The following is a 13609-nucleotide window of genomic DNA, read 5'->3' as shown; positions in this document are numbered from 1 at the left end:
ACAATAAAGATATTAAGGATGAATCATGAAATTTAAGACCTTAGTGCTATCAAGCGCCGTGGCTTTAGGATTTTCTTCGCTTACATATGCTGCCGACCACACCATCCGTTTAGACGGTTTCCCCGACTTTGATAGCAGTTTGAAAGTCTTATTGCCGGACTTTGAACAAAAGAGTGGTATCAAGGTTGACTATTTAATGAACAACCACGGCGACCACCACACCAAGCTGACGACGAACCTCGCCACAGGATCCGGAGCGGGGGATGTGATTGTGGTTGATGTAGAGAAAATTGGTCCCTTTGTTGCCTCCGGTGGCTTAGTCAATTTGTCGGAAAAATATGGCGCGGACAAATTCCAAGACCATTTCGCACCTTATGCTTGGGCACAAGGCAAGGGTGGTGATGGCAATATGTATGGCATTCCTGTCGACCTTGGCCCAGGCGTGATGTACTACCGAACCGATGTGTTTGAAAAGGCGGGGATTGACATCAATCAAGCGATAAAAGATTGGGACTCCTACATCAAAGCCGGTGAAATATTGAAGAAACAAAACGTACAGCTGATTGCATCCGCCGCTGATGTAGCACAAGCGATCATTTTTACCACGGTTCCTGACGGCGAAGGATTGTATTTTGATAGTAAGGGAAATTCAGTCGTCACTTCCGAACGTTTTGTACATGCATTTGAAGTGGCAAAAACGATTCGTGAAAAAGGGCTAGATGGCCGAATTTTGGCATGGTCTAACGAATGGTATGAAGGTTTCCGTAACGGTACTTTTGCCACTCAGCTTTCTGGTGCGTGGTTACTCGGACATCTGAAAAACTGGATTGCGCCAGATACAGCAGGCAAATGGGCCGTATCAAACCTTCCTGATGGTATTTACGGCAGTTGGGGCGGTTCATTTCTCTCAATCCCTACTCAGTCAAAACATCAAGATGAAGCGTGGAAGCTGATTGAGTACATGACAACCAACCGTGATGTGCAGCTTAAAGCGTTCGAAACGATTGCCGCGTTCCCCTCTAATGTCACGACTTACGATGACCCAATGTTCAATGAAGAAATTGAATTTCTAGGTGGTCAAAAAGCGCGTTTGTTGTTTGCGAATGTGGCAAAAAACATCAAACCAGTCGCGCCTGCGAAAGGCGACCATGTGGCTCGTTCTATCATCTTAGAAAATGCACTGATGGAAGTGTTGGATGAAGGCAAAGACATCAAAGCCGCACTGAAAGATGCAGAACGTTTGATTCAGCGTCGTACCCGTAATATGCAATAGCACGGTCATCATTAAAAAGAACCGCCAGCGGTGCTGGTGGTTCACTAAGCGTAAGTTATAGAAGGCATGATGTTATGCCTAAGAGGTCGTTATTATGAATCACGTTACGAGCAACGCTGTGCAAGCGCCATCGGGTCGACGTTTTTTTTCTCACCTGAGTTTGAAAGCGCTTACACCGTACGGGTTTCTATTGCCGTTTTTGATTATTTTTTCTGTTTTTGGAGTTTTTCCTCTCCTGTTTTCTGTCTATCTCTCTTTTCATGCGTGGAACCCCGTCGAAGGGGTTGCCGCCATGAATTATGTGGGATTTGATAACTACCAAGTTGCATTGACCGACCCTTGGTTGTGGCGTTCATTAAGCAATACATTGTGGTTGGCGATAACCTCGGGCGTCGCTCAACATTTAGTGGCTATTCCAGTGGCCTATATTTTGGTTTCATTGGGCGATCGGCTGCGTCATTGGCTGACATCCGCTTATTTTTTACCATTCATTACTTCAACGGTGGCGGCGTCGCTCATCTTCTTCAATATGTATTCACCCAATTCGGGCATCATCAACCAAAGCTTAATTGCTTTAGCTGATAGCAGTGTCTTTGGCTGGGCATTTTCTTGGCTTAATGAGTATCAACCTATCCGTTGGTTAGATGATGCCAACATGATCAAACCCTCGATTGCCATCATGGTTTTTTGGAAATACACCGGTTTTAACATCGTGTTGTACACCACAGGTTTAATGACCATTCCCAAAGAAATTTTAGAGGCCGCGCGGATGGATGGCGCCAACGCCTTTCGCCGTTTTTGGAATATCTCACTGCCGATGATTCGCCCTTTCGTTTTCTTTGCCGTCACCATGACCATCATTGGCAACTTACAACTGTTTGAAGAACCGTTTGTATTAACGCGCGGCACCGGAGGCGTAGGCCAAGCGGGCTTAACCATCTCAATGTATCTCTACAAAGTGGGTTGGGAGTGGCTAGAGATGGGCACGGCATCCGCTATTTCTTGGCTGCTGTTTGCGCTGATTGCAACTTGTACTGCGATTCAGTTTTTCTTCTTTGGTAAAAAAGGGTTGGGGGAGTAATAGCATGTCAATCCACGCTTTAAAACTCAGTGATCGCAGCATTGAACTCATCACTAAAGTAATGATGGCGCTACTGGCGGTTGTATTGATTGTCTCGGCGTTGATCACTGTTTTCCCATTTTTGTGGTCGGCGCTGCTGTCAACGCGCGATCGTACGGAAATCTTCGGTTCAGGCATCAGCTTTGCCATTGGGGATAGCTTAGCCATTAACTATGCAAAGCTGTTGCAGATTATGCCGTTTTGGCAGGCGATGTTTAACTCTATCTACATTGCCTTTTTAGGCACCACTATCTCACTGTTGTTTTGCAGTATGGGCGGTTACGCGTTTGCTGTGTTTCAGTTCAAAGGTAAGAACGCGCTATTTGGCATGTTGGTGGCTTCCATGATGATCCCACCCGTCTTGAGCTTGATCCCCTATTTTATGATCGTGAAATTTCTGGGTTTGATGGATAACCACATGGCGGTTTGGCTGCCGTTTACCACCACTCCATTTGGGATTTTTCTAATGCGCCAACACGTGATGGCCTCTATTCCTAAAGAGTTATTAGAAGCGGCCAAACTCGATGGCGCGGGAGAGTTTCGTACTTACTGGAGCGTTGTTTTGCCGTTGATGAAACCAGCGTTGGCAACACTGGCGATTGTACAGTTTGTCTTTTTCTGGAACAGCTTTATGAACCCGTTAGTGGTGCTCACATCGCCAGAAAACTACGTCATTACTCAGGCGTTACGTAGCGTGCAAGGCATTCCAAATACGCCTTGGGGTGCGGTGATGCTTGGCACCACCATTTCTATATTGCCGTTGGTGACTATCTATCTCTTTGCGTCCAAACAGATGATAAGCGGCTTAACATCCGGTGCAGTAAAAGGCTAATTGGCCTTTAATCCCTCATTTTAGTTACTCATGCTGGCGTGGTTTTGTTGAAAGAAGGCGCAGTGTGAAGGAGAAAAATTATGGCAAAAGTTGAATTTAAGAACATTAAGAAGTCGTTTGGTCATGTGGATGTTGTTAGGCATTTTGATTTCACGGTGAATGATGGTGAGTTTGTGGTATTTCTTGGCCCATCGGGTTGCGGAAAATCAACCACATTACGCATGTTGGCGGGGCTGGAGTCGATTACGGCCGGTGATATTTACGTTGGTGACAAGTGGATGAATAACGTAGATGCCAAAGATAGAGACTTAGCGATGGTGTTCCAAAGTTATGCGCTTTACCCACATATGAGCGTGTATGAAAACATCGCGTTTGCATTGAAGTTAAAAGGCATGCCAAAAACTGAAATCGATAAGGAAGTGCGTAAAGCGGCAAAAATGTTAGAGCTTGACCCGCTCCTTGATCGTAAGCCTAAAGAGTTATCCGGCGGTCAACGCCAACGCGTGGCGATGGGGCGTGCCATGGTGCGTACGCCAAAAGTGTTCTTGTTTGATGAGCCACTTTCTAACTTAGATGCCAAACTTCGTGGTGTGATGCGCGAAGAGATCAAGCAGTTACATCGTCAGCTTAAAACTACCACTATTTATGTTACGCATGATCAAATTGAGGCCATGACGCTCGCTGATCGCATTGTGATCCTCAAAGATGGTTATGTTGCGCAAGTCGGTACGCCAACAGAGGTGTTTCAACGCCCGGCGAACAAATTTGTGGCGCAGTTTATTGGTAACCCTTCGATGAACATGCTTGATGCACAACTTATCCAGCAAAATGGCGAATGGCTTATCCAACTGGGTGACATATTTATCCCGCTTCCCGAGCGATTTAAAGCGCATGCGTCTAAAAACCTCGCACTGCATGTCGGTATTCGTCCCACCGATATTCACTTACGCGCAGAACAAGTTAACCATGAACGCGTCTTGCCAATTGCCGTTACGCTCAAAGATAAAGAGTTGCTCGGTGCGAGTATTTTGTTGAAAACCCATGTTGCAGGCCAGCCTTTGATGGTGGAAACCCAAGCGGCAGAGGTAGAGGTGACGAAGGTTACACTCTATCTCGACCTAGATGCGATTCATATTTTTGATGCGCTGAGTGAAAACTCATTGGCCAGTTTTTAATGGTGAACAAGACGATGACAATAATAAAGCAAGCCCCTTATTTCGACGTTTGGCCCAAAATAGAATCAGCAATCAAAGCTGACCCTGAAATTGAACAGCAAGTAGCAAGAATCGTAGGGTTGATGACCTTAGAAGAAAAAATTGGCCAGATTATCCAACCAGAAATCCGCGATATTACGCCGCAAGAAATCATCGATTATAAGATTGGTACGGTACTCAATGGTGGTGGCTCTTGGCCAAACAGCAATAAACATGCACCAGCCAGTGAATGGGTAGCGAAAGCAGATGAATACTGGTTTGCCGCAGAAAAAGCTTATCAAGGTCGCCCATTTCATATTCCGTTTATGTGGGGGACTGACGCAGTACACGGCCACAATAACGTCTTTGGTGCAACCGTATTTCCGCACAACATTGGGTTGGGGTGCGCGCGCAATTCTGCCTTAATTCGCAAAATTGGCCGTATTACCGCGCTGGAAATCGCCGCGACGGGTATTGATTGGACCTTTGCACCAACCGTAGCCACCCCTCGTGATTTGCGTTGGGGGCGCTGCTATGAAGGTTACTCTGAAGACCCCGAAGTGACTTATGTTTATGCCAGCGAAATGGTCGCAGGTTTGCAAGGTGACGCCATTGACTTACAAGGTGAGCATCATGTGATCTCAAATGTCAAACATTGGGTGGGTGATGGCGGCACAGTGAATGGTGTTGATCGTGGCAGCAATACTTACAGTGAAGATCTGCTGCGTAACGTGCATGCCATGGGCTATTTCAGTGGCCTTAATGCCGGTGCGCAAGTGGTGATGTCTTCATTTAATTCGTGGGATAACCAAGCGAACTACGATCACGCGCCGCACATTTCAGGTGATTACAACCTCAAAATTCATGGCAGTAAGTATCTACTCACTGATGTTTTGAAAGATCAAATGGGCTTTGATGGATTAGTTGTAACCGATTGGCATGGTCATTCTGAAGTCAGTAAATGTACCGATGGTAATGCGACTTACGCTATCAATGCGGGTAATGATATTTTAATGATCCCTATTCGTGAGCATTGGCAATCAGCCTATCGTCAAGCGGTGAGCGATGCCAAAAGTGGAGTACTGAGCCAGAGCCGAATTGATGATGCTGTGACGCGTATTTTACGGGTGAAAATGCGCGCGGGTTTATGGAAAAAACCGCATCCTTCAGCGCGAGCTTTGGCTGGTCAGCAGTCACTGATTGGTTGCTCTGAACATCGTGCTATCGCTCGCCAAGCCGTGCAGCAATCGATGGTACTGTTGAAAAATAACAAGGGTATTTTACCGCTCAAACGTGGGTGCAAGGTTGTGTTAACGGGCAGCGGTGCGAATGATTTGCAAAAGCAAGCGGGCGGGTGGAACCTCACTTGGCAAGGGGATGAAAATAACTTAGCCGATTTCCCCGGAGCCACCACAGTGAAAATGGCGTTAGAAGCCGAATTGGGCATAGATAATGTTTGCTACGATCCAGAATTAACGGGTGATTGGCAAGCGGGTGATATTGCGGTTGTGGTGTTTGGTGAAGATCCTTATTCTGAAATGATGGGTGATATCAAAGCGTGGCAATCTTTGGAGTTTTCAACCTTGAAACGTCGCTACCGAGCAGATAGCGAAAAAATCAAAGCATTTCATAAGCGCGGCGTAAAAGTGGTATCGATTTTCTTTAGCGGTCGTCCACTGTTTGTCAATGAAGAAATATCCTTGTCTGATGCTTTTGTTGCGGCATTTTTACCCGGCAGCGAAGGACGTGGCATTACTGATGTTTTAGTGGCTAAAGAGAATGGTGAAGTTAATATCGACTTCTCTGGTACCTTGTCATTCAGTTGGCCCAATAAAAAGCGCAGCACCTGTGTGAACCGTATTCCTCCTCATATTCCCAACTATGTCGTGCCTGAATGTGAGCAGTCTCCTGTTGGGGAACATGCTCCTTTATTTGAATACGGTTATGGGCTTAATTACGCTGAAAAAAAACAAACTCGAGATTTGGATAACCTTGATTTAGATATCGACTCAGAAGAAGCAAAATGGCAAGCAACACGTGCAGAGCATCTGTATGGCATTATGGCGACGATAGGCGATTATCAACTTAAAGTGTCGGATGCTGAACATTGGATGGGCGTGGATGTCTCACGCAACAACGTGATGAAACTCGGTGCTGTCCGAACTAAGCCGTATAACTACCAGCAGCAGCAAGACGCCGTTGAGGTAGAAATTCTGGGGGGTGGAGCAATGGTTTATGCGCAAACGGGGCTAGGGCAAGCGGAAGATTTCAGCCATTACGATAATGCGCATGGTGTGGTCAGTTTTGAGATTAAAGTGCTCAGAGCGGCAACAGAACCTGTTTATTTGGCACTGCAACGCGCCGTTGTTCCTGGATGTTTGGGGGATATTGATAACGTGGTTAAAGTGGACGTCAGCCACTACTTTTCCACCATCAATGATAGCTTTACGCGCGTGAACATTGCTTGTTCACATTTCTCCGAGCAGGGATTAAGTTTTACTCATCTCGACACGCCCTTCTCATTATTTACTAATGGTGAGTGTCAATTTGTGATCGCCAATATATGTTGGGATACACAGTAACAAGAAACGATAGACTCCTTCTCCGTGTGGAGAAGGAGTGCTTCTAAAGGGCCAAATATTGCCATGAGAAAATCAAAGAAAGCACCCACTGTTTATGATGTCGCTAAGCTTGCCGGGGTTTCGGCAAGCACTGTCTCTCGTTTTTTGAATCGCACAACTTACGTATCGGATGAAAAAAGCCAAAATATTGAACGTGCAATTAAAACCCTTGGCTACAAACCTAGTTACCCAACCAGTCATCTAGGCAATAAGCGTTCGATGACTATTGGTGTATTGGTGCAGCACGCAGAGAGCCCTCACACCAGTCGAATTCTGAATGACATGGAGAAGGTATTAATGACCCAAGGGTATTCACTGGTGATTGCCACAGGTCAGTGGCAGAAAAACTTGGAAGCACATGCACTGGAGTATCTTGCCAGAAGCAATGTCGATGGAATGATCATAGTGACAGGCAGTTTAAAAAGCGATCAAATCCTCAAATATGCTCAATCGATTCCCATCATTGCTGTCGGCCACCAAATTGTTAGTAATAATGTACGTTGCATTAATGTGGACAATGTACTCGGTGGTTATATTGCCACCTTGCACCTATTGCAATTAGGGCACGTGAACATTGCTCATATAAAAGGGCTCGCTAATCAGCCTGATTCAACCGCACGTTTCACTGGCTACCAAAAAGCGCTTCGTGAAGCGGGAATTAAGCCTATGCCTAAACTCATTAAACAAGGTGACTTTAGCTCTGAATGTGGGTATGAAAAGACGGTTGAACTGTTGCAGTCGAAAGTCCATTTCTCGGCTATTTTTGCTGCTAATGATCAAACGGCTTATGGTGCCATTAAGGCGTTAACTGACCACGGAGTGCGAGTACCAGATGATGTTTCAGTGATTGGTTTTGATGACTTACCTGTCTCTCAGTATTTCACTCCGGCCCTAACGACATTACGCCAACCAATTGAAGAGATCGGTGCGGTGTGCGCGCATTCCATTCTCAACTTGCTCAGTGGTGAAAGGCACGATGCTAGGTTACCCCCTATCGATTTAATTGTGCGAGAGTCCACAAAGTCTATCTACCGTTAATAAAAAGCCCTCGTTAGAGGGCTAGTATGAGATGAAATTATAACCGTCGGAATTGGCGAACTAATGTGCCTTGAGAGCTAAGGTTTACCACTAAATCCTCACATTCATCTCGTGTATCACTGGCCAAAATATTGGTCGCAACACAGACATCACTGATCGATTGAACACTTGAATTCATATCTTCAGTCACGCGTGCCATCTCTTCTACGGCGGTGGCAATTTGTTCATTTCTATCCGTAATATCAATCACTTGTGTAAGTAGCATATTGAGTTTATCGCCAGAGACATTAGCACTATTAACACATAATTTAGATAACTGTGCGCCTTCATGCATCGCATCGACAGCTTGGTGGGTGCTGGTTTGAATCAGCGCAATGACATTTTGGATCTCTTTAGTGGACTCATGGCTGCGTTGTGCCAAGGTGCGAACTTCGTCGGCGACGACCGCAAATCCACGGCCTTGCTCGCCAGCCCGAGCAGCTTCAATAGCGGCGTTAAGTGCAAGCAGGTTGGTTTGCTCAGCGACAGATTGGATCACAATTAACACTTGGCCAATGGTTTTTCCGTGGTCTGCCAATTGTGTGACAACCGATGAAGCGCTGTCTAGTTGGGTTGCGAGCTGTTGCATTGCATTCAATGTATCTTTTACCGAATCCATACCTTCTTCGGCGGCCAATTTTGCTTTCTCTGTTGCGTCTGATGCACTTTGCGCATTTTGTGCAATTTCATTCGCGGTAGAGTGCATTTCATTGATCGCGGCGGCAACTTGTTCTGTTTCTCGTGTTTGACCTTCTAAATTGGTCGCAGTTGTTTTGCAGTTTTTTGAAGATGAATTGGCCGCTTCACCAATTTGTTGGTTTGAATCTTGAATGCGTCCCACCACAGCATTGAGTTCGGATTGGCGCATTTTTAACGCAAGTTTGATTTCAGAAATGTCATCAATATGGCCGTTATACACCAATTCCATTAGTGGGTTATCAAATATCTTGCGTGCTTCGGCACTGAGCGATTCCAAACGGCGAGTTAAATAATAACCTGCAACCATGGACAGTAATAACATCAATACTAAGCCTATTCCCGGAAGAAGAGTATCAGCCACAAAACTGATGCCTGCAATGGGGACTAAAGCGGTGGCCAAACGTTGCCACAGGCGAGTCCGAGGCAGCTTTAACTGCCTGGGTGTTTTGCCTGCTTTAAGCTGCGCGTAGATTTTTTCTGCGTTGGTGATGTGTTCTCGACTTGGACATAAACGTACCGACTGAAATTCAACCGTTTTACCATTTTCGACTATCGGAGAAGCAAACGCATCAACCCAATAATGATCGCCATTTTTACATCTATTTTTGACGATACCCATCCAAGATTGGCCGCGTTTTAAATGCTCCCACATATCTTTAAACGCTTCTGCTGGCATGTCTGGGTGACGAACTAGGTTGTGAGGCTGGTTGATAAGCTCTTCTAATGAGTAGCCCGCCACTTCACAAAACTCTTTACTGGCATAAGTGATATGGCTGCTTGGTTTAGTGACCGATAATAAGTTATAGCTAGGTGGAAACTTGACTTCTTTTTGTGTGACAGGTTGGTTGGTACGCATGATTACCTCGAATTAAATAAGTTAAAAACAAATTAAGCCAAGTTTCTCTAGCGTTAGATGAGGGTGTTATTTATTATTTTTGTTTCCACTGTTATAGATTCGAATCGCTAAGAACGCAATAGAATTAACCAATATAGAATACCTAATTGGTATCATTACTTTTGATATGGATATATGGCCGATTTATAACGTAAATATGACTTACGGCTTGACCTTACGAGTAAGCTTGCCACAATGTGCGCATGCAATAACTGTAGGGAAAACAGTATGATATTTTATTCTTTTGGGCGGCTAAAACCCATCGCGTTACTCTTAACTTCTTTACTTTCATCAACTTCTTTCGCTGCTATCAGTGACGCGCCTGTGGTTGGCGGGCTGTTCAATTCGGCGCAAATATTGAAAAATCAAATGGCGTCGTCTTTAAGCTATTCAACGCGCTTTGCCCGTGATTCGACCTTATTTACCATCGCCGGGGTAACACTCGATAGCTATATCCTTATGTTGCCTTTAGATGCAAAAACAAAAGCTCGCGTTATTGCACAAATTTCTAACCCAACTTACGCCATCCCACTGGGCTACTTTTTATATCAATATTATGATCGTTATACGGGGTTAGAAAATGATGATGTATTTAAACAGTATTTAAGTACTGTTTATGACGCAAAGGTCTTAAAGGGATTCGAGCATAGCCTCTACCATTATGGGGAAGAGGTGGTGAGTGAACAAAAAGAGAATATTAAAGATCAAGGGCATCATGAAGGGATTAAAGTGGATGCCCAATTTATTGCGGCCATGGTGACTGTGTATGATGCCTTGGTTGAAATTGGTGAGTGGCAACAGCTTGAGAGATTGCCGGATCACTATCAATATCTGACGTCAAGTGAACCCGATCGATTGCTGATTAATAAAATCCAACCGATAGTGATCCAAATCATTAGTCAGGCTTCTAATGGGATGGATGAAGGAGAGATGAAGCAAGCCCTTTTTGGGGTATTAGAAGATGCAAAGCCAGAAAATACGGCACGAGTGAACAACAAAGCAGAGGCAATCACGGTTACTTTGATTGATTTTGTGCGTATGAACGTATTAAAAGGCTACCGCCAATTTGTCTATCAGCAAGAGCGAGAACAAGCACTAAATTCCTGGTTACAAAAAGCATTTGATGATGATCCTCTAGCATTGATTGCGTTTCTCCGCTCTCAGCAACAACGTCGTATGGCAGTGCAGATCACCGTGGATGGTTTGCAACAAGGGCTGATCGAAGGTTTGGTTGACCCGAGTAAGCCATTTATCCGCAAAGCTCACCAAGATCACAACAATCGATTGAGCACTAAGCCCTCTTCAATGGAGGTGGTTCAACCCGAACATCAGCAGCAAGTACGTTTCATGCAGATATTGGCTGAGCAGCCTTATCACGATCCACATTACTTGCCGTTTTTTAAACGCTTGTATCGTGATCATCGCACTTCTATTACTCAAGTGGGCATTTCATCAACACCAACGATCAGTGTGCGTAATTTACCGATCATAAAAACAGGAGCTAAGGTGTCCGGCCAAGGCGGTACTGGCATACCCAATTTCCACTTTGTTGATCGCCCAACCGACCGTGCTTATTACTTTTTTGGTAATGATGCACTGCAGCTTGATCGCTTACTGGTTAAAAACCAAGTACAAACGATGTTTGATCGCCTCGCTTACCTCAACACCCTCAACTGCAATGCGCAATACGATTGGAATGCTCACACCACTTATGATGGTTTAGTGAATTTAGGGGCGGGTGAGGCACTACGTGATTTTGGTGAAAAGCGGTGTGTGCGTGAGCTGAAAGAGCGCGCGATTGTCGAACGTGAACTTCAACAGTTGCGAGCGACATTAGTTGAAGAGGTCACGCGCTATCAGCAGATAAGCAAGTGGGATTTTTATACTCGCTGGACTCGCCATCAAGTGCTTGCTAACCAGTTGAAACAACTTGCACAAAAAGAATTGAAAGGAATGCCCGACTATACGCTGATTTATAATCCATGGCCGGATCATTTTGCTCATTTTAGCGGCCCATTCAGCGATGAAGTCATCATGCCAACTGGGGAACTAAACCGCCTCGATTACTGGCTAGCGCAAATAGAAGCAACCTATCAAGACGCGGGAGTATATGACCGCACGTTATGGGGCATGGCTGGCGATCATGGTTTAGCTCCTGTTTATTTCTCCCTCAATCCAGAAAAACAGATCTTTGAACCGCTAGCGTCGCAACTGGGAATAAAACTCAAGGTGAAGAAAATCTCATCGGATGAGGGAGAAGGGCCAAAAATGACGAATGCGATTAACGCGCCGTCAAACAAAGGGATTGATGTGGTCGTCGCTTCCACTGCGGGTGGAAATTTTATGATGGATTTCTTTAATGCAGAAGCTGGATGGGAAGTTCAACCGGTTTATCAAGAGCTGATCCGTTGGCAACCGATCCATTCTAAGTCAGGGCAGCAGGTTGATGTGATCGATGAAACCGTAGCGCGACTTGCTGAAAGCCTAGATTATTTAGTCGTGAGAGAAAAACCATGTGATTTAACAGGTTGTTCTGTACGGTTGGTTGGCGAGCGGCAAGGTAAACGAGTGGATGAATGGATTGAAAAAAAGGGTGATAAACTGCGCTATTTTGCTAAATCGGAACAGCCATTGCTGCTTGGCGTTCAGCAGCTAAATGCTTATTTGTCGCCTCCTTCATCTGACGAGCTAGAACATTATGCACAACTCGTCGAACGTTGCGTTTATCACGCTAAAGCGAATCAAGCTGAGACGTGGTGCTCAAGTGCGCAGTGGCGAGAGTTAACACGTTTTACGCCCCGTCCAGATTCGGTTAATCAGCTCGCTGCTATTTATGAAGACGACCGTGCGGGCACCATTAACCTATTTCCTAAAGAGGGCGTTGGCTTTAATACTAAAGTTCCGGGGCGTCATGCGGGTGAAAGCTATCTAGAAAAAGATGCTTTTATCGGTTTTTGGGGGAGTCCGATTGGCAATCAAGCCACGCCGCTCGGTTCAGTCGAAAATGGCTCACTTGCGCCCACTCTTTATCACTATTTAACGGGAGACGAAGTTAAAGTTGGTGAAGATGGGTGGGGTTATCCATCGGTTCTTAAACAGTTGGATATTCGCTAGCGAGACTTAACCGTTATGACTGCCAATGAAATAAGTGAGCGTTAGGCTCTATTGAGTGAAGAACGTTCGCTTGTTTCATTGGCTTCGATTGCAGCCTTAAGTGGCAGGTTGATCAGCACGTTTAAACTTCAAACGATTTTTCACATCTCGGCTATCGAGAATACGTTGGCTGTGGTCAATATCGAGCTTGGATTTTGCCAATCGATCATACAGCAGCACATTGACGCTCGCGGCCAAATTCATGCAACCAATCGTTGGGATGTATACAACCTCGCTGGCTTGGTTAACTATCTCTTGTGGAATAGAACCATCTTCAGGGCCAAACACATACAGCGCTTTTTCCGGGTGAATAAACTCGGGCAGTGGTGTGGCCCCTTCTGCCAGTTCAACACAGACGATTTTCATCTCACTTGGCAAGTCCTGCGTGATCTCTACCATCGCGGTGAGCGGGATTTTACTTTGAATGTTTTTTGTGTCGGTTTGAAATTTCACTGCGCGATCATAACGCTCACCACTGTAGCGAACCGCGCACGCTTGGTAGCAACCTGCCGCGCGCATCACACCACCTACGTTGGTTGGGCTTTTAGGGTTACACAAACCAATGATCACTGACATTTCACGTTCCACAAAAAATCCTCTCACAATTTGGGGCGGGCAGTATAACGCTAAAATTTGCCTTGAAAGAAAAAATATCGATAAATCGTTCAATAGTTTTTATATTTTTCGTGACCTTTCTTGGAGTACTCAAACTGTCGTATTTCTTACATCAATATTTCATAGGGGGA

At 45.3% G+C, this 13609-nt stretch carries 9 protein-coding genes; 7 read left to right on the top strand and 2 right to left on the bottom strand.

Translation table 11 applies throughout. From position 1 onward, the window contains the following. The first annotated feature begins 25 nt into the window (after positions 1-25). The 6 genes from AACT42_RS16665 (at position 26) to AACT42_RS16640 (ending at position 8077) form a co-directional block, all read left to right on the top strand. Complete coding sequence (locus tag AACT42_RS16665; RefSeq protein WP_094132777.1) at positions 26-1273, top strand: extracellular solute-binding protein; 1248 nt, start codon at positions 26-28, stop codon at positions 1271-1273. Between the two features lie 94 nt (positions 1274-1367). Continuing rightward, entirely contained in the window at positions 1368-2354 is a 987-nt protein-coding gene (locus tag AACT42_RS16660; RefSeq protein WP_094132775.1) for a carbohydrate ABC transporter permease, read from the top strand. A gap of 4 nt (positions 2355-2358) precedes the next feature. Further along, entirely contained in the window at positions 2359-3225 is an 867-nt protein-coding gene (locus tag AACT42_RS16655; protein ID WP_017044900.1) for a carbohydrate ABC transporter permease, read from the top strand. A gap of 80 nt (positions 3226-3305) precedes the next feature. Beyond that, positions 3306-4400 (top strand): ABC transporter ATP-binding protein, encoded by a 1095-nt coding sequence (locus AACT42_RS16650; protein ID WP_017044899.1) that lies wholly within the window; start codon positions 3306-3308, stop codon positions 4398-4400. Beyond that, complete coding sequence (locus AACT42_RS16645; RefSeq protein WP_094132773.1) at positions 4400-7000, top strand: glycoside hydrolase family 3 protein; 2601 nt, start codon at positions 4400-4402, stop codon at positions 6998-7000. Before AACT42_RS16650 ends, AACT42_RS16645 begins: the two co-directional genes overlap by 1 nt. A 63-nt stretch (positions 7001-7063) precedes the next feature. Further along, positions 7064-8077, top strand: a complete 1014-nt coding sequence (locus AACT42_RS16640; protein ID WP_094132771.1) for a LacI family DNA-binding transcriptional regulator — start codon at positions 7064-7066, stop codon at positions 8075-8077. Between the two features lie 37 nt (positions 8078-8114). Here AACT42_RS16640 and AACT42_RS16635 read toward each other — a convergent pair whose 3' ends face one another. Then, positions 8115-9671: a methyl-accepting chemotaxis protein gene (locus tag AACT42_RS16635; RefSeq protein WP_094132769.1), complete on the bottom strand. Its 1557-nt coding sequence runs from the start codon at positions 9669-9671 to the stop codon at positions 8115-8117. A gap of 234 nt (positions 9672-9905) precedes the next feature. Here AACT42_RS16635 and AACT42_RS16630 point away from each other — a divergent pair, with 234 nt between their 5' ends. Continuing rightward, a complete protein-coding gene (locus AACT42_RS16630) occupies positions 9906-12824 on the top strand; it encodes an alkaline phosphatase family protein (RefSeq protein ID WP_094132767.1) in 2919 nt (972 codons plus the stop codon). A 96-nt stretch (positions 12825-12920) separates the two neighbouring features. On the opposite strand, the gene AACT42_RS16625 is transcribed toward AACT42_RS16630, so the two are convergent. After that, positions 12921-13451 (bottom strand): RNA methyltransferase, encoded by a 531-nt coding sequence (locus tag AACT42_RS16625; protein ID WP_010320227.1) that lies wholly within the window; start codon positions 13449-13451, stop codon positions 12921-12923. Between the last annotated feature and the right edge of the window lie 158 nt (positions 13452-13609).

This window comes from Vibrio sp. V15_P4S5T153, from assembly GCF_963874485.1.
GTDB classification, from domain to species: domain Bacteria; phylum Pseudomonadota; class Gammaproteobacteria; order Enterobacterales; family Vibrionaceae; genus Vibrio; species Vibrio anguillarum.
The sequence above is the reverse complement of the archived record's forward strand: the minus strand, read 5'-3'. Positions and strand labels throughout refer to the sequence as shown.

What these genes read in the sequence shown, in the direction of transcription:
- AACT42_RS16665 (WP_094132777.1), top strand. Translation starts at nt 26, where the DNA reads ATGAAATTTAAGACCTTAGTGCTATCAAGCGCCGTGGCTTTAGGATTT.
- AACT42_RS16660 (WP_094132775.1), top strand. Translation starts at nt 1,368, where the DNA reads ATGAATCACGTTACGAGCAACGCTGTGCAAGCGCCATCGGGTCGACGT.
- AACT42_RS16655 (WP_017044900.1), top strand. Translation starts at nt 2,359, where the DNA reads ATGTCAATCCACGCTTTAAAACTCAGTGATCGCAGCATTGAACTCATC.
- AACT42_RS16650 (WP_017044899.1), top strand. Translation starts at nt 3,306, where the DNA reads ATGGCAAAAGTTGAATTTAAGAACATTAAGAAGTCGTTTGGTCATGTG.
- AACT42_RS16645 (WP_094132773.1), top strand. Translation starts at nt 4,400, where the DNA reads ATGGTGAACAAGACGATGACAATAATAAAGCAAGCCCCTTATTTCGAC.
- AACT42_RS16640 (WP_094132771.1), top strand. Translation starts at nt 7,064, where the DNA reads ATGAGAAAATCAAAGAAAGCACCCACTGTTTATGATGTCGCTAAGCTT.
- AACT42_RS16635 (WP_094132769.1), bottom strand. Translation starts at nt 9,671, where the DNA reads ATGCGTACCAACCAACCTGTCACACAAAAAGAAGTCAAGTTTCCACCT.
- AACT42_RS16630 (WP_094132767.1), top strand. Translation starts at nt 9,906, where the DNA reads ATGTGCGCATGCAATAACTGTAGGGAAAACAGTATGATATTTTATTCT.